The 19,685-nt window shown below is 68.0% G+C and carries 16 protein-coding genes; 11 read left to right on the top strand and 5 right to left on the bottom strand.

The window, feature by feature from the left end; all coding sequences use genetic code 11:
- Positions 1 to 262: 262 nt before the first annotated feature.
- The 5 genes from DQP57_RS00800 to proB all read left to right on the top strand — a co-directional run bounded on the left by DQP57_RS00800 (position 263) and on the right by proB (position 6,549).
- The gene (locus DQP57_RS00800) at positions 263 to 3,142 is read left to right on the top strand and encodes an Rne/Rng family ribonuclease (RefSeq protein ID WP_112630792.1); all 2,880 of its coding nucleotides are present in this window, start codon (positions 263 to 265) and stop codon (positions 3,140 to 3,142) included.
- Positions 3,143 to 3,344: 202 nt separating this feature from the next.
- Entirely contained in the window at positions 3,345 to 3,656 is a 312-nt protein-coding gene (rplU, locus tag DQP57_RS00795; protein WP_007769829.1) for a 50S ribosomal protein L21, read from the top strand.
- 15 nt (positions 3,657 to 3,671) lie between these two features.
- Positions 3,672 to 3,938, top strand: a complete 267-nt coding sequence (gene rpmA, locus DQP57_RS00790) for a 50S ribosomal protein L27 (protein ID WP_007769830.1) — start codon at positions 3,672 to 3,674, stop codon at positions 3,936 to 3,938.
- Positions 3,939 to 4,000: 62 nt separating this feature from the next.
- A complete protein-coding gene (obgE, locus tag DQP57_RS00785) occupies positions 4,001 to 5,449 on the top strand; it encodes a GTPase ObgE (RefSeq protein ID WP_112630790.1) in 1,449 nt (482 codons plus the stop codon).
- Positions 5,446 to 6,549 carry a glutamate 5-kinase gene (gene proB / locus DQP57_RS00780; RefSeq protein WP_112630788.1) on the top strand — a complete coding sequence of 368 codons (1,104 nt, stop codon included), beginning with the start codon at positions 5,446 to 5,448 and terminating at the stop codon, positions 6,547 to 6,549. Before obgE ends, proB begins: the two co-directional genes overlap by 4 nt.
- A gap of 30 nt (positions 6,550 to 6,579) precedes the next feature.
- On the opposite strand, the gene DQP57_RS00775 is transcribed toward proB, so the two are convergent.
- The gene (locus tag DQP57_RS00775) at positions 6,580 to 7,230 is read right to left on the bottom strand and encodes a TetR/AcrR family transcriptional regulator (RefSeq protein ID WP_112630786.1); all 651 of its coding nucleotides are present in this window, start codon (positions 7,228 to 7,230) and stop codon (positions 6,580 to 6,582) included.
- A 106-nt stretch (positions 7,231 to 7,336) separates the two neighbouring features.
- On the opposite strand from DQP57_RS00775, the gene DQP57_RS00770 reads away from it, so the two are divergent.
- A complete protein-coding gene (locus tag DQP57_RS00770) occupies positions 7,337 to 8,614 on the top strand; it encodes a cytochrome P450 (protein WP_112630784.1) in 1,278 nt (425 codons plus the stop codon).
- Here the strand turns inward: DQP57_RS00770 and DQP57_RS00765 are convergent.
- Both DQP57_RS00765 and DQP57_RS00760 read right to left on the bottom strand, forming a co-directional pair.
- On the bottom strand, positions 8,611 to 9,459 hold the full coding sequence (locus DQP57_RS00765) for an SIR2 family NAD-dependent protein deacylase (RefSeq protein WP_112630783.1): 849 nt from the start codon (positions 9,457 to 9,459) through the stop codon (positions 8,611 to 8,613). The genes DQP57_RS00770 and DQP57_RS00765 overlap by 4 nt on opposite strands.
- Positions 9,460 to 9,514: 55 nt before the next feature.
- Positions 9,515 to 10,060, bottom strand: coding sequence for a cysteine hydrolase family protein (locus DQP57_RS00760; RefSeq protein ID WP_112630781.1), 546 nt, complete (start codon positions 10,058 to 10,060; stop codon positions 9,515 to 9,517).
- 59 nt (positions 10,061 to 10,119) lie between these two features.
- Between DQP57_RS00760 and DQP57_RS00755 the strand changes: the two genes are divergently transcribed.
- Positions 10,120 to 12,162, top strand: a complete 2,043-nt coding sequence (locus tag DQP57_RS00755) for an NAD(+) synthase (protein WP_112630779.1) — start codon at positions 10,120 to 10,122, stop codon at positions 12,160 to 12,162.
- A 54-nt stretch (positions 12,163 to 12,216) separates the two neighbouring features.
- Here DQP57_RS00755 and DQP57_RS00750 read toward each other — a convergent pair whose 3' ends face one another.
- Together DQP57_RS00750 and DQP57_RS00745 are read right to left on the bottom strand one after the other, a co-directional pair.
- Entirely contained in the window at positions 12,217 to 12,624 is a 408-nt protein-coding gene (locus tag DQP57_RS00750; RefSeq protein ID WP_112630777.1) for a hypothetical protein, read from the bottom strand.
- Positions 12,625 to 12,755: 131 nt separating this feature from the next.
- Positions 12,756 to 13,634: a ribokinase gene (locus tag DQP57_RS00745; protein WP_112630775.1), complete on the bottom strand. Its 879-nt coding sequence runs from the start codon at positions 13,632 to 13,634 to the stop codon at positions 12,756 to 12,758.
- Between the two features lie 156 nt (positions 13,635 to 13,790).
- Here DQP57_RS00745 and DQP57_RS00740 point away from each other — a divergent pair, with 156 nt between their 5' ends.
- The 4 genes from DQP57_RS00740 (at position 13,791) to DQP57_RS00725 (ending at position 19,677) form a co-directional block, all read left to right on the top strand.
- Complete coding sequence (locus DQP57_RS00740; RefSeq protein WP_112630773.1) at positions 13,791 to 15,983, top strand: adenylate/guanylate cyclase domain-containing protein; 2,193 nt, start codon at positions 13,791 to 13,793, stop codon at positions 15,981 to 15,983.
- The gene (locus DQP57_RS00735) at positions 15,983 to 17,386 is read left to right on the top strand and encodes a mechanosensitive ion channel family protein (protein ID WP_112630771.1); all 1,404 of its coding nucleotides are present in this window, start codon (positions 15,983 to 15,985) and stop codon (positions 17,384 to 17,386) included. The genes DQP57_RS00740 and DQP57_RS00735 overlap by 1 nt, the downstream gene beginning before the upstream one ends.
- A gap of 107 nt (positions 17,387 to 17,493) precedes the next feature.
- Complete coding sequence (locus DQP57_RS00730) at positions 17,494 to 18,753, top strand: glutamate-5-semialdehyde dehydrogenase (protein WP_165821721.1); 1,260 nt, start codon at positions 17,494 to 17,496, stop codon at positions 18,751 to 18,753.
- Positions 18,754 to 18,789: 36 nt separating this feature from the next.
- Positions 18,790 to 19,677 (top strand): AAA family ATPase, encoded by an 888-nt coding sequence (locus tag DQP57_RS00725; protein WP_112630767.1) that lies wholly within the window; start codon positions 18,790 to 18,792, stop codon positions 19,675 to 19,677.
- Positions 19,678 to 19,685: the final 8 nt, after the last annotated feature.

The following is a 19,685-nucleotide window of genomic DNA, read 5'->3' as shown; positions in this document are numbered from 1 at the left end:
CGTGATGTGGGATACTGGTCTCGGGTGAACGTCGCCGGACCGGTGACAGACACCCGAATGAAGACTTAGACAAGCGCGACCATAGCCCGTCGCCTTGGTTCGCTGCATGTCAGGCCGTCATTCAGCACGGCGCCGAGTGGGTCCTAATCCTGGGCCGCTCGGGGCGAGACCATCACAAGCCCGGGAGAAGTGACCCGGGCCCATAGCGAAGCCCTCGCGTGGCCGCGTCGCAACGACGCGCCCGGGGGCTTGAGGAGAATACGTGGTAGACGGTGCACCGACTGCAGACCCATCAGAAGAATCGACTCGGCCCGAGGAACTGCCGGACCGCTTGAGAGTTCATTCGCTGGCCCGGACGCTGGGTACCACCAGCAAACGGGTGCTCGATGCACTCAGCGAGCTCGACGGGCGAATCCGCAGCGCGCACTCCACGGTGGACCGCGACGATGCGGTACGCGTGCGAGACCTGCTGGCGGCCGCCGAGCCCTCCGAAACCCAGGAGAATCCGGACACCGCGCCGGCCGCCGAAGCCGACGAGCCCGAATCCCGGCTGCTGCTCGAGACCCCGGACACCGCCGCCGAGCGGCCGCATTACATGCCGTTGTTCGTCGCACCGCAGCCGATCGATGCCCGCGAGGACGACGCCGGCACCGACGAGGGTGACGACTCGGATGACGCCGACACCGACGATGACGAGCAAGCCGACCGTCCGTCGAACAAGCGGCGCCGCCGGGGCCGCCGCGGTCGCGGTCGTGGACGCGGTGAGCAGGGCGGATCGGACGGCCAGGGCGACGACGGCGACGAGGACGAGGGCCCGCCGCGGGGCAGGAAGGGCGGCCAGGCGGACTCCGCGGACTCCGAGGACTCCGACGGCCCCGACACCGACGACTCGGACGATTCCGACGATTCCGACGACTCTGACAACGGTGATGACGGTTCGGCGGACGGCGGCAACCGCCGGCGCCGTCGGCGCCGCCGCCGCAAATCCGGATCCGGTGACGACAACGACGGGAGCTCGTCGCCCGACGACCCGCCCAACACGGTGGTGCACGAGCGGGCACCGCGCAGCGGCAAGGGCGGCGGAGACGACTCCGCCAGCGCGAACAACGAGATCAAGGGCATCAACGGCTCCACCCGGCTGGAGGCCAAGCGGCAGCGGCGCCGCGACGGCCGCGACGCCGGGCGGCGCCGCCCGCCGGTGCTGACCGAGGCCGAGTTCCTGGCGCGCCGCGAGGCCGTCGAGCGGATGATGGTCGTGCGCGACCGGGTCCGCACCGAGCCGCCGCATCAGGGGGCGCGCTACACCCAGATCGCGGTGCTCGAGGACGGCATCGTCGTCGAGCACTTCGTCACGTCGGCAGCGTCGGCCTCCCTGGTGGGCAACATCTACCTGGGCATCGTGCAGAACGTGCTGCCGTCGATGGAGGCGGCGTTCGTCGACATCGGCCGCGGCCGCAACGGCGTGCTCTATGCCGGCGAGGTCAACTGGGAAGCCGCGGGGCTCGGCGGATCCGACCGCAAGATCGAACAAGCGCTCAAACCGGGCGACTATGTCGTCGTCCAGGTCAGCAAGGACCCGGTCGGGCACAAGGGCGCGCGGCTGACCACCCAGGTGTCACTGGCGGGCCGCTACCTGGTCTATGTGCCGGGGGCGTCGTCGACCGGGATCAGCCGCAAGCTGCCCGACACCGAACGGCAGCGGCTCAAAGAGATCCTGCGGGAAGTCGTGCCTTCCGACGCCGGGGTGATCATCCGCACGGCGTCCGAGGGCGTCAAGGAAGAGGACATCCGCAGCGACGTCACCCGCCTGCAGGAGCGCTGGCAACAGATCGAGGCCAAGGCGATCGAGATCAAGGAGAAGGCCGCCGGCGCCGCGGTGGCCCTCTACGAAGAGCCCGACGTGCTGGTCAAGGTCATTCGCGACCTGTTCAACGAGGACTTCGCCGGCCTGATCGTCTCCGGTGACGAAGCCTGGACCACCATCAACGACTACGTGAATTCCGTTGCGCCCGACCTTGTTTCGAAGTTGACCAAGTACGAGGCGCCCGCCGGGCCGGAAGGACAGGCCGGGCCGGACGTGTTCGCGGTGCATCGCATCGATGAGCAGCTGGCCAAGGCGATGGAGCGCAAGGTGTGGCTGCCGTCGGGCGGCACGCTGGTGATCGACCGGACCGAGGCCATGACGGTGGTCGACGTCAATACCGGCAAGTTCACCGGGTCCGGCGGCAACCTCGAGCAGACCGTCACCAAGAACAACCTCGAGGCGGCCGAGGAGATCGTGCGCCAGCTGCGGCTGCGCGACATCGGCGGCATCGTGGTGATCGACTTCATCGACATGGTGCTCGAGTCCAACCGCGATCTCGTGTTGCGGCGGCTGACCGAGGCGCTGGCCCGTGACCGCACCCGCCATCAGGTGTCCGAGGTGACGTCGCTGGGCCTGGTCCAGCTGACCCGCAAGCGGCTGGGCACCGGCCTGATCGAGGCGTTTTCGACGTCCTGCCCGAACTGCGGTGGCCGCGGGATTCTGCTGCACACCGACCCGGTGGATTCGGCCTCGTCGAACGGGCGCAAGTCCGAATCCGGTGGGGGCGGCCGCCGGGGCAGGCGCAAGAAGAGCAAGGCCGAAGAGCCGGTGGTGGCCAAGGTGCCCGCCCACGCTCCCGGCGAGCACCCGATGTTCAAGGCCATGGCGGCGGGCTTCTCGACGCAGGAGGACTCCGAGGACGAATCCGACGAGACCACTGACGCCACCGACGACCTCGACCAGAAGAAGGCGGCGCGCGCCGGCGGCGTCGAAGAGACCGATCAAGAGGACTTCGATGACACCGACGAGGACATTGATGATGAGGACTCCGACGACGAGGACTCCGACGACGAGGACATCGACGACGAGGACTCGGACGACGAAGACTCGGACGACGAAGACCTCGATGACGACGACGAGGACATCGATGACGAAGAGGACCTCGGCGACGACGACGAGGATCTCGAGCTCGACGACGACGAGCTGGACACCGAAGACGACGATGCCGAGGACACCGACGGGCAGGGCTCCGCTGGGCCCGAGCAGGCGGGCCCGGCCCGCCCCCGCCGACGGCGCGCTGCGGGCAGGCCGGCCGGACCGCCGATCCACGCGGACTGAGCCGGTGTCAGTTTGACCCTGTAGCCGCTGGTCACGTACCCTTGGACAGTTGTCGTCAGGCCGGGCGCGGAAAACTTCGGCCGGCGGCAGCGGGACTCCCGGGTAATCGGCGCAGGCCCGCAACCCAGACCCACCACGTGCACCGCGGCTGGTTCGCGCCCGACGCGCAGAGCAGCGGCTAGAAGAAGGAGCAGGAGCGACGATGGCGACCTACGCAATCGTGAAGACGGGCGGCAAGCAGTACAAAGTCGCCGTCGGGGACGTCGTCAAGGTCGAGAAGCTCGAATCCGAGCCCGGCTCGAACGTGTCGCTGCCGGTCGCCCTGGTGGTGGACGGCGCCAAGGTGACCACCGACGCGGCCGCCCTGGCCAAAGTCGCGGTGACCGGCGAGGTGCTCGAGCACACCAAGGGCCCCAAGATCCGTATCCACAAGTTCAGGAACAAGACCGGCTACCACAAGCGTCAGGGACACCGTCAGCAGCTGACGGTCCTGAAGGTCACCGGAATCAAGTAGCGAGGGCGACACAACATGGCACACAAGAAGGGCGCTTCCAGCTCGCGCAACGGTCGCGATTCCGCCGCACAGCGGCTCGGCGTGAAGCGATTCGGCGGCCAGGTCGTCAAGGCCGGCGAGATCATCGTCCGGCAGCGCGGCACCAAGTTCCACCCGGGCGTGGGCGTCGGGCGGGGCGGGGACGACACGCTGTTCGCCAAGGAAGCCGGCGCCGTCGAGTTCGGCGTCAAGCGCGGCCGCAAGACCGTCAACATCGTGGCCGCCGGACAAGCCACTGACTGAGGTGTGTTTTCCGGGCCAAGCCCGGTGATTTCGGCGCCCGGTGGTAGGTGAGAGGACCCACGATGCCTCGGTTCGTCGACCGCGTCGTCATCCATGCGCGCGCCGGTGCCGGAGGTAACGGCTGCGCCTCTGTCCATCGCGAGAAGTTCAAGCCGCTCGGCGGCCCGGACGGCGGCAACGGCGGGCGCGGCGGCAGCATCATGCTCGTCGTCGATCCGCAGGTGCACACCCTGCTCGACTTCCATTTCCATCCGCACGTCACCGCGCCCTCGGGCAAGCAGGGGATGGGCAACAACCGCGACGGCGCCGCCGGGGCCGACCTGGAAGTCAAGGTGCCCGACGGTACCGTCGTGCTCGACGAGAACGGTCGGTTGCTCGCCGACCTGGTCGGCGCGGGCACCCGCTTCGAAGCGGCCGCGGGTGGACGCGGCGGGCTGGGCAACGCCGCGCTCGCCTCGCGGGCCCGCAAGGCTCCCGGCTTTGCGCTGTTGGGCGAGCAGGGCCAGACCCGCGACCTGACGCTGGAACTCAAGACCGTGGCCGACGCCGGCCTGATCGGTTTCCCCTCGGCGGGCAAGTCGTCGCTGGTGTCGACGATCTCGGCGGCCAAGCCCAAGATCGCCGACTATCCGTTCACCACGCTGGTTCCCAACCTGGGCGTGGTGTCGGCCGGCGAGCACACCTTCACCGTTGCCGACGTGCCCGGCCTGATCCCGGGCGCATCGCAGGGGCGCGGCCTGGGTCTGGACTTCCTCCGGCACATCGAGCGGTGCGCCGTGCTGGTGCACGTCGTCGACTGCGCCACCGCGGAACCCGGCCGGGACCCGATCTCCGACATCGACGCGCTGGAGGCCGAACTCGCCGCGTATACGCCCACCCTGCAAGGGGACGTGACGCTGGGTGACCTGGCCGAGCGGCCCCGCGCCGTGGTGCTCAACAAGATCGACGTGCCCGAGGCGCGCGAGCTCGCCGAGTTCGTCCGCGACGAGATCGCCGAGCGCGGCTGGCCGGTGTTTCTGGTGTCGACGGTCGCGCGAGAAGGCTTGCAGCCGTTGATCTTCGGGTTGTGGCAGATCATCTTGGAGTACAAGGCAGCCCAGCCCGAGATCGTGCCGCGCCGTCCGGTGATTCGCCCGGTGGCCGTCGACGACAGCGGTTTTTCCGTCGAGCCCGATCCCCGGCAACCGGGCGCGTTCGTGGTCAGCGGCGCGCGCCCCGAGCGGTGGATCCGCCAGACCAACTTCGACAACGACGAGGCCGTCGGTTACCTCGCCGACCGGCTGGCGCGCCTGGGCGTTGAAGAGGAATTGCTGCGGCTGGGTGCGCGACCGGGCTGCGAAGTGACCATCGGGGATATGACGTTCGATTGGGAACCGCAAACGCCCGCCGGGCAACAGGTTGCGCTGTCCGGAAGGGGGACCGACGCGCGGCTGGAGCGCACCGAGCGCATCGGCGCCGCCGAACGCAAGGCGGCCCGGCGCCAGCGCCGCGAACACGGTGAGGAGTCGTGAGCGAGCACCGCGACGCCATCCGCACTGCCCGCAGCCTGGTCGTCAAGGTGGGGACCAACGCGCTGACCACACCGGCGGGAGTGTTCGACGCCGGCCGGCTGGCCGGACTCGTCGACGCGATCGAGGCGCGGATGAAGGCGGGCACCGACGTCGTCATCGTGTCGTCGGGAGCCATCGCCGCCGGAATCGAGCCGCTCGGATTATCGCGTCGCCCCAGGGATTTGGCGACGAAGCAGGCCGCGGCCAGCGTCGGCCAGGTGGCGTTGGTGAATTCGTGGAGCGCCGCGTTCGCCCGCTATGGCCGCACGGTGGGGCAGGTGCTGCTCAGCGCGCACGACATCTCGATGCGGGCCCAGCACACCAACGCCCAGCGCACGCTGGATCGGCTGCGCGCACTGCACGCGGTGGCGATCGTCAACGAGAACGACACGGTGGCCACCAACGAGATCCGGTTCGGTGACAACGACCGGCTGTCGGCGCTGGTGGCGCACCTGGTCGGCGCCGAGGCGTTGGTGTTGCTGTCCGACATCGATGGCCTCTACGACTCGGATCCGCGCAAGACCGACGGCGCCAGGTTCATCCCGGAGGTGTCGGACTCCGCGGATCTGATCGGTGTAATCGCCGGGCCCGGAAGCGATTTGGGTACCGGCGGGATGACTTCGAAGATGTCGTCGGCGCTGCTGGCCGCCGACGCCGGTGTGCCGGTGTTGCTGGCCGCGGCGGCCGACGCGCCGACCGCGCTCACCGACGCCTCCGTCGGCACGGTGTTCGCCGCGCGCCCGGTGCGGATGTCGGCGCGCCGGTTCTGGGTGCGTTACGCCGCCGAGGCGGCCGGTGAGCTGACGCTGGACGAGGGGGCGGTGCGCGCGGTGGTGCGGCAGCGTCGCTCGCTGCTGCCCGCGGGGATCACCGCGGTCGCCGGCCGCTTCTACGCCGGCGATGTCGTGGAATTGCGCGGCCCGGACGCGGTGATGGTGGCGCGCGGCGTGGTCGCCTACGACGCGACCGAACTGGTCACCATGATGGGCCGGTCGACCTCTGAGCTGCCCGGTGAGCTGCGCCGGCCCGCGGTGCACGCCGACGATCTGGTGGCGGTGTAGCAGAGCCCGGCGCGGTCCGGACCGACGCGATCAATGCTCCGAGGTGGGCTTGAGATACAGTGCGCCCCAGACGATCTCGGCGAGGGTAGCGGCCAGTTCGGCGTCGTAGTCGGGAGGCTTGGCCGGCAGGTTCTGCTGGCAGGCCCGCTCGACCATCCAGGTCAGCGCGCTGGCGGTGGTCAGCGCGGCCAGCCCGGGGCGGATCGAGCCGTCGGCCTGTCCGTCTTCGATGACGCGGGTGAGCTGCTCCGAAATCCCGGTCAGCAGTTCGCGATACGTGTCCGCCGTCGGCGGATCGTAGGCGGCCATTTCGTTGAGCGCGACCAGCACCGCCTGATGCCGCCGGTAGGTGGCGATGATGCGGCTCATCGCGGTCCGCGCGTCGTCGGGGTCATGCCGCCCGGCCACGCTCCACCAGCTCCGCGCGCCGTCGGTCAGATCGCCGAACACCTGTCCCGCGAGCCGGCGCAGCAGGTGACCCTTGTCCTCGAAGTAGATGTAGAAGCTGGCCCGCGAAATGCCGGCCTCGCTCGACAACCGATCCACGCTGAGCTCGGTGAAGCTGGCGCCCTCGCGCATCAGCCGTTCGGTGGCGTCCAGCAGCCGGCGCTCCATCTGTTCGCGTCGCTGCTCGCGGCCCAGGCTCCGGTGGCCTGGCGGCTTACGGGTGAGCGACGGCATGGGCCGAGCATAACCGAGATATTGACACGTTGACTAGACACAGTGTCTAGGCATATCGTCGCGGGGAGCCTGTGACCGGGGTCATACGAGACGGAGGATCACCACCATGGCCGTGCTGACGGGTAAGTCCGGGACCGACAAGTCCGGTCGGGCCTACGACGAGATCGATCTGTCGTCGCGGGCGTTCTGGTCCACCACGGCCGCGGATCGGGAACGCTCCTTCGCGGTGCTGCGGGCCGAGCGGCCGGTCAGCTGGCATCCCCCGGTCGAGGATTCGCTGATGCCCGATCCGGCCGATCCCGGCTTCTGGGCGGTCACCCGGCGCGCCGACATCGTCGCGGTGAGCCGCAACAACGACGTCTTCCTGTCCGGCCAGGGCGTGATGTTCGAGAGCATCCCGGTCGAGTTGCTCGAGGCGTCGCAATCCTTTCTGGCGATGGACCCGCCGCGACACACCAAGCTGCGCAAGCTCGCCCACGCCGCGCTGAGCCCCCGCCAGGTCCGCCGCATCGAGGACTCGATCAAGGCCAACGCCACCACCATCGTGAAAGAGCTGCGATCCGCCGGCAGCGGCGCCGATTTCGTCGACCACTGCGCCAAGGAACTGCCCATCCGCACCCTCTCGGACATGATGGGGATCCCGGAATCCGAGCGCGAGCGCATGGCGCACGCCACCGACGCCCTGGTCTCCTGGGCGGACCCGGAATTCCTCGGCGGCCGCCCGGCGATGGAAGTCCTGGTGGAAAACCAGCTGTACCTGCATCAAGTCGTCGGCGCGCTGGCCACCGAGCGTCGCGAGCACCCGGGCGACGACCTGATCAGCAGCCTCGTCACCGCCGAAGTCGACGGCGACCGGCTTCAGGACGCGGAGGTGGCGGCGTTCTTCGTCCTGCTCTCCGTGGCGGGCAACGACACCACCCGCCAGACCATCAGTCATACCCTGCGGGCACTCACCGATTTTCCCGACCAAAAGGCATGGCTGCTCGAGGATTTCGACAACCGAATCGGCACGGCTATCGAGGAGTTCATCCGCTGGGCGACGCCGGTCATGACCTTCCGCCGCACCGCGGCAACGGATATCGAGCTGGGCGGTCAGACCATCCGGGCGGGGGAGAAGGTGGTCATGTTCTATCCGTCCGGCAACTGGGACACCGAGGTGTTCGACCATCCGGAGCGTCTGGACTTGAGCCGCGACCCCAATCCCCACGTCGGCTTCGGCGGCGGCGGGCTGCATTTCTGCCTCGGTGCGCACGTCGCCCGCGCGCAGCTGCGGGCCGTGTTCGGCGAGCTGTTCCGTCAACTGCCCGACATCCAGGCGGGCGAGCCGTCCTACCTGGCGGGCAACTTCGTGCACGCCATCCGCAGCATGCCGTGCACCTTCTAATGCGTTGCCAGCGGCGCTAACTCGTCGGCGAGCAGGACCATCAGCTCCGAGCAGCCGCCATCGACCTTGACGGTGGCCAGGTCGTCGCCGCGGGTACCGCCGCGGTTGACGATGGCCACCGGGATGCCCAGCGCGGCGGCGTGCCGCACAAACCGGTAGCCGGAGAACACGGTCAGCGACGAGCCGGCGACCAGCAGCGCATCCGCCTCCTCGACCAATGTATATGCTTGTGCCACAACGTCTTTGGGGACGCTTTCGCCGAAGTAGACGATGTCGGGCTTGAGCATGCCGCCGCAGCGCTCGCAATCCAGATACCGGAACGACGCGGTATCCGCGACGACGGCGTCGGCGTCGGGTGCCACCGCCAGCCCGCCGATGGCTTCGGCGCGCTCGATGAATCCGGGGTTGAGCGCTTCGAGCCGTTCGGCCAACGCGGCGCGGGCCACGGTGGATCCGCAGCTCAAGCAGATCACCTGCGCGTAGGTGCCGTGCAGGTTGATGACGTTTCGGCTGCCCGCCTTGGAGTGCAACAGGTCGACGTTCTGGGTGATCACGCCGGTGACCACCGACGCGTCCTCCAGCGCGGCCAGCGCCCGGTGGCCGGCGTTGGGCAGCGTGTCGTCCATGTGGCGCCAACCGACGTGGTTGCGTGCCCAATATCGCTGCCGAAACGCCGGATCGCCGGTGAACTGGCGGATGGTCATGGGATTGCCGGGCGGCGAATCGGGCCCGCGGTAATCGGGGATGCCCGAATCGGTGGACATGCCCGCGCCCGTCAGCACCGCAATCCGGCGCCCGGCCAACACCGTGACCAGTTCCGGGGATTCTGCGCAGGCGGCGGTCACCTTGTCCAGAGTACGGAGTCGTCGTGCGACGATGTCTGACCGCCGAAGAGGACGATCAGGCCGAGCCGAGGCAGTCCGCGGCCGTCGTGAGCTCGGCGGACATGTTCTGTTCCATCATCTTGCAGGCCGCGGCGCCCAGGTCGGGATCGATGTGCGCGACGGCATCGGTCGGGATCACCACGGGGAAGTGGCGCACGTACGCGTCCAGGGCGGTGTAGAGGATGCATTGCTCGGTGACCTGCCCGGCGATGATCAACCGCTTGGTCTCCAGCCTGCCCAGCAGATACGCCAGCGCCGTGGCATAAAACGCGCTGTGGCGGACCTTGGTCATCACGCGGCACTCGTCGGACGGCAGGATCGGCTTCACCAGATCGGGCCTGGCCCCGTCGCATGCGGACCGGACGATGTCGGAGAAGTGCGCGGTGAAATCACCGTAGTTGTCGTTGACGTAGACCAGGTCGACGCCGTCGGCTTCGCGGGCCCGGCGAACCAAATCGCTCAAAGGCTCGATGATCTTCTCGACATTGGGTATTAGATTTTCAGCGTCGGGATGCTGATACGTGTTCATCATGTCGACTACCAGGACCGCAGTGTCGCTCATGTCGTCGGGGATACCCGGCGGCGGCGAGTTGACACGCCCGCGACGACAATGGAAGGGCGATGGACTTTTACAACGCTTACAGCCAGGGCTTCGTCCGCGTCGCCGCATGCACCCACCACACCGCCATCAGTGACCCGGCCGCCAACGCCGAGACCGTCCTGCGGATCGCCCAGGAGTGCCACGACGACGCGGTCGCGCTAGCCGTCTTCCCGGAGCTGACGCTGTCCGGGTATTCCATCGAGGACATCGTGCTGCAGGATCTCTTGCTCGATGACGTCGAAAAGGCCATCGACGAGATCGTTGCGGCGTCGGCCGAGCTGCTGCCGGTGCTGGTCGTCGGCGCCCCGCTGCGTCATCGGCACCGGATCTACAACACGGCCGTGGTGATCCACCGCGGCGCCGTGCTCGGGGTGGCGCCGAAGTCCTACCTGCCCACCTATCGGGAGTTCTACGAGCGCCGCCAGATCGCACCCGGCGACGACGAGCGCGGCACCATCCGGCTGGCGGGCGTCGAGGCGCCGTTCGGTCCCGACCTGCTCTTCGCGGCTTCCGACGTGCCCGGCTTCGTGCTGCACGTGGAGATCTGCGAGGACATGTTCGTCCCGATTCCGCCCAGCGCCGAGGCCGCGCTGGCGGGCGCGACGGTGCTGGCCAACCTGTCCGGCAGCCCGATCACCATCGGGCGCGCCGAGGACCGCTGCCTGCTGGCGCGTTCAGCGTCGTCGCGCTGCCTGGCCGCCTACGTCTATTCGGCTGCCGGGGAAGGCGAATCGACGACGGATCTGGCCTGGGACGGTCAGACCATGGTGTTCGAAAACGGCGTGATGCTGGCCCAGTCGGAGCGCTTCCCCAAGGGGGAGCGGCGCAGCATCGCCGACGTCGACGTCGAATTGCTCCGCTCGGAGCGGCTGCGGATGGGCACCTTCGACGACAACCGGCTCCACCACCGGACGACGACGGACGCGTACCGGCACATCGAGTTCCGGTTGGACCCACCCGGCGGCGACATCGGACTGCGGCGCGACATCGAGCGCTTCCCCTTCGTGCCGGCCGATCCGCAACGGCTGGAACAGGATTGCTTCGAGGGCTACAACATCCAGGTAGCCGGCCTCGAACAGCGGTTGCGCGCGCTGGATTTCCCGAAGGTGGTCATCGGGATTTCCGGTGGGCTGGACTCGACGCACGCCCTGATCGTGGCCGCCCGCGCGATGGATCGCGAACAACGGCCGCGCAGCGACATTCTGGCGTTCACGCTGCCCGGCTTCGCCACCGGCGACCGCACCAAGCGCAACGCGTCCGAGTTGTGCCGCACGCTGGGTGTGACGTTCGCCGAGATCGACATTCGCCAGAGCGCGGAGCTGATGCTCAAGGAGATGGATCACCCCTTCGCGCGCGGCGAGAAGGTGTACGACGTCACCTTCGAAAACGTTCAGGCCGGTTTGCGCACCGATTACCTGTTCCGGCTGGCCAACCAGCGCGGCGGCATCGTGCTGGGCACCGGTGATCTGTCCGAGCTGGGGCTGGGCTGGTCGACATACGGTGTGGGCGACCAGATGTCGCACTACAACGTCAATGCCGGAGTGCCCAAAACGCTCGTCCAGCACTTGATCCGTTGGGTGATCTCGTCGGAACAGTTCGAGCCGGAGGTCAGCGAGGTGCTGCAGTCGGTGCTCGACACCGAGATCACCCCGGAACTGGTTCCCAGCGGCGAGGAAGAAGAGCTGCAGAGCAGCGAGGCAAAGGTGGGACCGTTTGCCCTGCAAGACTTTTCGCTGTTCCACGTGCTGCGCTTCGGATTCCGGCCGTCCAAGATCGCGTTTTTGGCCTGGCACGCCTGGCACGATCCCGACCACGGCATCTGGCCGCCCGGCTTCCCCGAGGACAAGCGGCCGTCCTACACGCTCAAGGAAATCCGGCACTGGCTGCAGGTGTTCGTGCAGCGGTTCTATTCGTTCAGCCAGTTCAAACGCTCGGCGCTGCCCAACGGGCCCAAGGTGTCGCACGGCGGTTCGCTGTCGCCGCGGGGGGATTGGCGCGCGCCATCCGACATGTCCGCACGCATCTGGCTCGACGAGATCGAACGCGAAGTCCCCAAGGATTAGCCTGCGGGCTCACGAGCCCGCCCGGATCACCGGGCGGGCCCGCGGCGTTTCGGTTCAGGCCCTGGCGCGACGCCAGCCCTGATACTGCACTTCCGCGAACACCAGGGTGCCCACGCCGGCCGCCAGGTTCAGCACCACACCGGCCGACGTCAGCGGGAAGACGTCCGCGAGCACCAGAACGATTGCGGCCACCGTGTATGCCACGTTGCCGATGATGACGGCCATGCCGGCGCGCCGCACCGAGGGCAACGTGGCCAGCCCGAAGACCACCACGCCGTAAGCGATCAAGAACGCGGCCATGCCGTACTCGAAGGCCTTTGTGGTGCCCGAAAGGTCGGCGAGCCAGCCGGCGAACGGGAGCCCGGCCAGACCGACCAGCCCGCTGATGGCGGCGTCGGCGCGCATGGCGAGGCGAAGCAAGCCGTCCCGGGTACCCGTGCGGTCAATCGTGATAGCGGACATGATGTTCCTTTCTCAAGGCGGACTGCGATCACCGTCGACGCTGCTCTCCAGCCGCTGCCAGATCGACGCCGCCCGCTGCCAAACACTGCCAACCGCAGGTCAGCGCGGTGACCCAGGTCGGGTCGGAACGGCTAGGACGCACCCCGCAGTGCCTTCTCGATCGCGCCGGCGTCCGGTGCGCAATCACCGGCGCCCGCGACCAGCGTCGCCAGCGCACCCGCCGCGCACGCACGCTGCAACGCGAGCCGACGCTGATCCCGCGAACCTGGATGGGATGGCCAATGCGCGGCCAGCACGCCGGCGAACACGTCGCCGGCCCCGGTGGTGTCCACCGGATCGACCTCCGGGGCCGGGACCGTGTACTCGCCGTCCGTGCCCACGTAGCGGGCGCCGTGCGCGCCCAGCGTGACCACCAAATGATCTGGACGCCATGACCATTCGTCGGCTTCCTCTTCGTTGGTGATCACCACGTCCGCGGCGGCCGCCAGGTCACTCAACGAGTCGTGGTCCTGACCGGCCGGCGAAGCGTTCACGAGGACGACCGCCCCGGCCGAACGCGCGCGTTGCGCGGCGGCGACCGCCGTGGGCACCGGAATCTCGAGCTGGGTCAACATCACATCGCAGTCGCCGACGACCGAGCGGGCGCGGTCGCCGCTGAGCGTGAAACGACCGTTGGCGCCCGGGGCCACCACGATGGTGTTCTCGGCGTTGGCGTCGACCACCACGATGGCCGTGCCGCTGGGCCCGGGGATTTCGACGACCCCGTCCAACCCGACGCCGTTGGCCTCGAGATGCGAGCGCAGTTGACCGGCGGCCGCGTCGTCGCCGAGCGCCCCGACGAACTGCACCCGCGCGCCCGCGCGCGCCGCCGCCACCGCCTGATTGCCGCCCTTGCCGCCGGGGGCGTGCGTCAACGACGACGCCAAAACCGTTTCGCCAGGCCGTGGAAGGGCGTCGACGCCCAGCGACAGATCGAGATTCACGCTGCCCACTACACAAACGCGCGCCATGCCGCCGACGTTAGTCGGGCCGGGAGGGCAAAGCACGCCAGAGTCGCCGCCACTTCCGACGCGGAATCGCGTCACGGCAAACGCCGAATATCTCGATGTCCGCGCGATATTCTGCTGCGTTAGGGGTGCTGGATCGAATGAGAAAAGGGCAGGCGATTGACCACGAGCGAGTTAACGGACGCTGAACCCCATACCGATCCCGGCCCGGCGCAACCGGCCGCAAAGCGCGCGCGGCGGCGCGCCCTGGACCGCTTCCGGTTCGGCATCCAGTCCAAGATCTTGATCACCATGCTGCTGTCGAGCATTTTGGGTGTGGCGGTGATCGGCCTCATCGGGGCCGTCTCCGGCCGTAACGCGTTGCGGCAGGTCGAGTCCGAACGCTTGATCGAGATGCGCGAACTGCAGAAGCGAGCGGTGCAGGCGCTGTTCCGCGAGGTGTCGAATTCGCTGGTCACCTGGAGCGGCGGATTCGGCATCACCCAGGCGACGACGGCCCTCACAGCGGACTTCGCTCAATTGAACAACGCGACGATCACGCCGGAACAACAGCAGTCGCTGGTCAATTACTACGACAACGACATGATCAAGCCGATCAAGCAGATCACCGGGGACACCATCGACATCAGGGCCGTCCTGCCAAGTTCCAACGCGCAGAAATACATTCAGGCGCACTACACCGCCGGCCCCCGAACGAACCCCGATGGCCTGCCAGTCCTCGACGCCGGCGACGGCAGTGCCTGGTCGGCGGCGAACGCGCGCTTCGACTTCTACATGCGCGGGATCGTCAATCGTTTCGACTATCGGGACGCGCTGCTGTTGGACATGCAGGGCAATGTCGTGTACAGCGTATTGAAGGGTCCCGATCTCGGGACCAACATCCTGACCGGCCCGTACCGCGAATCGAAGCTGCAGGAGGCGTACCAGAAAGCGTTGGCCTCCAACGATCTGGACTTCGTCTGGATCACCGACTTCCAGCAGTATCAGCCGGCACTCGACACCCCCACGGCCTGGGTGGTGTCACCGGTCGGCATGAACGGCAAATTCGAAGGCGTTATGGCACTGCCGGTCCCGGTCGCAAAGATCAACAAGATCATGACCGCCGACAAACGCTGGGACGCCGCCGGGATGGGGCCGGCGACGGAGACCTATCTGGCGGGCCCCGACGACCTGATGCGTTCCGATTCACGGGATTTCATCGAGGACCCGAAGGACTACCGGCGCCAGGCGATCGACGCCGGCACGCCGCCCGACGTGGCGGACCGGGCGCTGCGGCTGGGCACCACCACCCTGGTGCAACCCGTCGACACGACCGGCCTGCGCGCCGCCCAGCGCGGCGACACTGGGGTGGTGAGCGCCACCGATTACCTGGGCAACAGGGAGCTGGAAGCCTATGCGCCGCTGAGCATCCCCAATTCCGACCTGCACTGGTCGATCCTCGCGACCCGCGACAACTCCGACGCGTTCGCCCGGCTCGGCAGGTTCAGCAAGACGCTGGTGATCGCGGTCGCCGCGATGATCTTCGCCATCTGCGTCGCCTCGATGTTGGTCGCCCAGGCCGCGGTACGGCCGGTCCGACGCCTCGAGGAAGGCACCCGCAAGATCAGCTCCGGTGACTACGAGATCAACATCCCCGTCGTGCGACGCGACGAAATCGGTGACCTCACAGCCGCTTTCAACGAGATGAGCCGAAACCTGGCCATCAAGGAGGAGCTGCTCAACGAGCAGCGCCGGGAAAACGACCGGCTGTTGCTGGCGCTGATGCCCGAGTCGGTGGTGCGACGCTACCGCGAGGGCGAGGAGACCATCGCCCAGAAACATCAGGATGTGGCCGTCATCTATGCCGACATCGTCGGCCTGGACGAGGTCTCCAGCGACGTGCCGGAAGACGAATTGGTCGCGACCGTCAACGACCTCTTCCGGCAATTCGATTCGGCCGCCGAAGCCCTTGGCGTCGAACGGATCCGCACGTTCCACAACGGCTATCTCGCCAGTTGTGGCGTGGTCACACCGCGGCTGGACAGCATCCACCGCGCCGTCGACTTCGCCCTGGAGATCGGTCGCATCATCGATCGGTTCAACAGCCAGGCGGCGCACCAGCTGGGTCTGCGCGTCGGAGTCAACACGGGCAACGTGGTCAGCGGGCTAGTCGGACGGTCCGGCCTGGTCTATGACATGTGGGGCGGCGCGGTCAGCCTGGCCTATCAAATGCACAGTGGCGCACCGCAACCGGGCATCTACGTCAGCTCCCAGGTGTACGAGGCGATGCGGGACGTTCGGCAGTTCACCCCCGCCGGCACCATCTCCGTCGGCGGTACCGATCAGGCCATCTACCGGTTACTGGAGCGCTGATGAACCTCTTCAACTCGTCGTGGTTCTACTGGGCGATCGGCATCGCGGTCGGGTTGCCGCTCGGGTTGATCGTCCTCACCGAGTTGCACGACGCCCTGCTGCGCAGGAACAGTCCGCTGGCCAGGCAGGTGGGCCTGCTGCGCAACTACCTGCTGCCGCTCGGTGCGCTGTTGCTGCTGCTGGTCCAGGCCTCGCAGGTGCCGGCCGGCGACGTTCCGGTGCGCGTCCTCACCACGGTTTTCGGCCTGCTCGTGCTCGTCCTCGTGCTGTCCGGTCTCAACGCCACGATGTTCGCGGGCGCACCCGAAACGAGTTGGCGCAAAAGGCTACCCGGCATCTTTCTCGACTGCGCCCGCTTGGTGGTGATCGGCGTCGGCCTGGCGGTGATGTCGTCCTACATCTGGGGTGTGCGGATCGGCGGCATCTTCACCGCGCTGGGCGTCACCTCGGTCGTCATCGGTCTGATGTTGCAGAACTCCGTCGGCCAGATCGTGTCGGGCTTGTTCATGCTGTTCGAGCAGCCCTTCCGCATCGACGAATGGCTGGACACCGGCACCGCGCGCGGAAGGGTGGTCGAGGTCAACTGGCGCGCCGTGCACATCGATACCGGCAGCGGGATTCGGGTCATGCCGAACGCCATGCTCGCCAGCACTGCGTTCACGAATCTGAGCCGCCCGCCGGGCGCGCACAAGTTGGCGGTGACGACGACGTTCTCCAGCGTCGACCCGCCGGACCGGGTGTGTGCGCTGCTGTCGCGGATCGCCGAGGGGCTGCCTCAACTCAGGGCCGGAAGTGTGCCGCGGACGGTCCCGGTGGGGGCGGGCGAGTACCGCACGACCATCGGGCTGAACTCGCCGGCGGATGCCGGCGCGGCCAAGGCCATCTTCCTGCGCTGGGCCTGGTATGCGGCGCGACGGGAGGAGCTGCACCTCGACGACGCCGACGACGACTTCTCCACGATCGAACGGGTCGAGCATGCGTTGCACACGGTGGTGGCTCCGGCGCTGCGGATCGGCGCCGAGGAGCAGCGCTCGCTGCGGTCCGCCGCGAGGATCGTGCGATACGGCGCCGACGAGGTGGTCGAGTACGCCGGCCAGGTGCCCACGACCATGACATTCCTGGTCGCCGGGCGCGTGCAGCTCACCGCGACCGCCGACGACGGGTCGATGGTGCCGATCAGCACGCTGGACGAGGGGTCGTTCCTGGGGCTCACGGCGCTGACCCGGCAACCGAACCTGGCCAGCGCGTATGCGTTGGAAGAGGTCACGGCGCTGGAGATCGACCGGGAACACATCGAGCACCTGGTGACGCGGGCGCCGCTGCTGCTGCAGAACTTCGGCAACATCATCGAGGAGCGGCGCAGCAAGGTGCGCAGCGTCCGGCGCGGTGAGCGGGTGGGGTAGTGGCGATCGCGAGCGCGGCGGCGCCGGGCGAAGCGGGTCGCCATCCTCGGGGCTAGCCCGCACCGGGCCGCCTCACCCTGGCTTTTTCCGCCGGATACCCTGGTTCAATGAGTCTGCAAGCACCATCGCTTCCTGACTTGCGCCAGGAGGTGCACAACGCCGCGCGGCGCGCCCGGGCCGCATCCCGAGTCCTCGCGTTGTTGCCGACGGTTGCCAAGGACCAGGCGCTGAGCTCTGCGGCCGACGCGATCACCGCGCACACCGAGTTGATCCTGTCGGCCAACGCCGAAGACCTCGAGGCCGCCCGGGCGGCCGGCACGCCCGCCGCGATGCTGGACCGGTTGGCATTGGACGCCAAGCGCGTTGAGGGCATCGCCGCCGGCCTGCGTCAGGTCGCGGGCCTGCCGGACCCGGTCGGGGAGGTGTTGCGCGGTTACACATTGCCCAACGGGCTGCAGCTGCGTCAGCAGCGGGTTCCGCTCGGGGTCGTCGGCATGATCTACGAGGGCCGGCCCAACGTGACCGTCGACGCCTTCGGTTTGGCGCTGAAGTCCGGCAACGCCGTGCTGCTGCGCGGAAGTTCGTCGGCGGCCCGGTCCAATCAGGCGCTGGTCCAGGTGCTGCGGGCGTCGCTGGTCAGCGAGGATCTGCCCGCCGATGCGGTGCAACTCCTTTCGGCCGAGGACCGCTCGACCGTGACGCATCTGATCCAGGCCCGCGGCCTGGTCGACGTGGTGATTCCGCGCGGCGGCGCGAGCCTGATCGACGCGGTGGTTCGCGACGCGCAGGTGCCCACCATCGAGACCGGCGTCGGCAACTGCCACGTCTACGTGCACGACGGCGCCGACTTGGATGTGGCGGAGCGAATCCTGCTGAATTCCAAGACCCGTCGGCCCAGCGTCTGCAACGCCGCCGAGACGCTGCTGGTCGACGTCGCGATCGCTGACGAGGCACTGCCCCGGCTGGTGAACGCCCTGCAAGACGCCGGCGTGACGGTGCACGGCGGATTCTCCAAGGATGCGCACGAGGACGACCTGCGCCGCGAATACCTGTCGATGGACATCGCGGTGGCCGTGGTCGACGGCATCGACGCCGCGATCGCCCACATCAACGAGTACGGCACCGGACACACCGAGGCCATCGTCACCACCAATATGGCTGCGGCGCAAAAGTTTACCGACGGCGTCGACGCCGCCGCGGTGATGGTGAACGCGTCCACCGCCTTCACCGACGGTGAGCAGTTCGGCTTCGGCGCCGAAATCGGCATCTCCACCCAGAAACTGCATGCCCGCGGCCCGATGGGGCTGCCCGAATTGACCTCGACCAAATGGATCGCGTGGGGAGACGGACAGACCCGTCCGGTCTGAAACCCGCGTCCAGGAAGTGCTTTAGGAGAACCGATTGTGAGTGTGCCCGCCCGGTCCAAGCCGTTGTTCGACGACATCGACGACGTCTCGCGGCGGCTGGCCGAGACCGGCTACCTGCCCGACACCGCCACCGCGACGGCGGTGTTTCTGGCCGACCGGCTCGGCAAGCCGTTGCTGGTGGAAGGGCCGGCCGGCGTAGGCAAGACCGAGTTGGCCCGCGCCATCGCCCAGGCCACCGGCTCGGGCCTGGTGCGCCTGCAGTGCTACGAGGGCGTCGACGAGGCCCGCGCGCTCTACGAGTGGAACCACGCCAAGCAGATACTTCGTATTCAAACCAGCAACGCTGCCGGATACGGGGACTGGGACCAAACTAAGGACGACGTGTTCAGCGAGGAGTTCCTGCTGCAGCGGCCGTTGCTGACCGCCATCCGGCGCACCGAGCCCACGGTGCTGCTCATCGACGAGACCGACAAGGCCGACATCGAGATCGAGGGCCTGCTGCTGGAGGTGCTGTCGGACTTCGCCGTGACCGTCCCCGAATTGGGCACCATCACCGCCGAGCGGACACCGCTGGTGGTGCTGACCTCCAACGCCACCCGCGAACTGTCCGAGGCGCTCAAGCGTCGGTGTCTGTTCTTGCACATCGACTTTCCCAGTCCCGACCTGGAACGCCGCATTCTGCTGTCGCGGGTCCCCGAGCTGCCGGCGCACCTGGCCGAGGAGCTCGTCCGCATCATCGGCGTGCTGCGCGGGATGCAGCTCAAGAAGGTCCCGTCGATCGCCGAGACCATCGACTGGGGCCGCACGCTGCTCGCGCTGGGCCTGGACACCATCGACGACGCCGTCGTCGCGGCCACGCTGGGCGTGGTGCTCAAACATCAATCCGACCAGCAGCGCGCGACCGGCGAGCTGCGGCTGAATTAGGAAGTCTG

This window comes from Mycobacterium colombiense (assembly GCF_003284935.1).
Taxonomy (GTDB): domain Bacteria; phylum Actinomycetota; class Actinomycetes; order Mycobacteriales; family Mycobacteriaceae; genus Mycobacterium; species Mycobacterium arosiense_A.
Note: the sequence above shows the minus strand (reverse complement) of the source record. Positions and strands in the feature narration are given on the sequence as shown.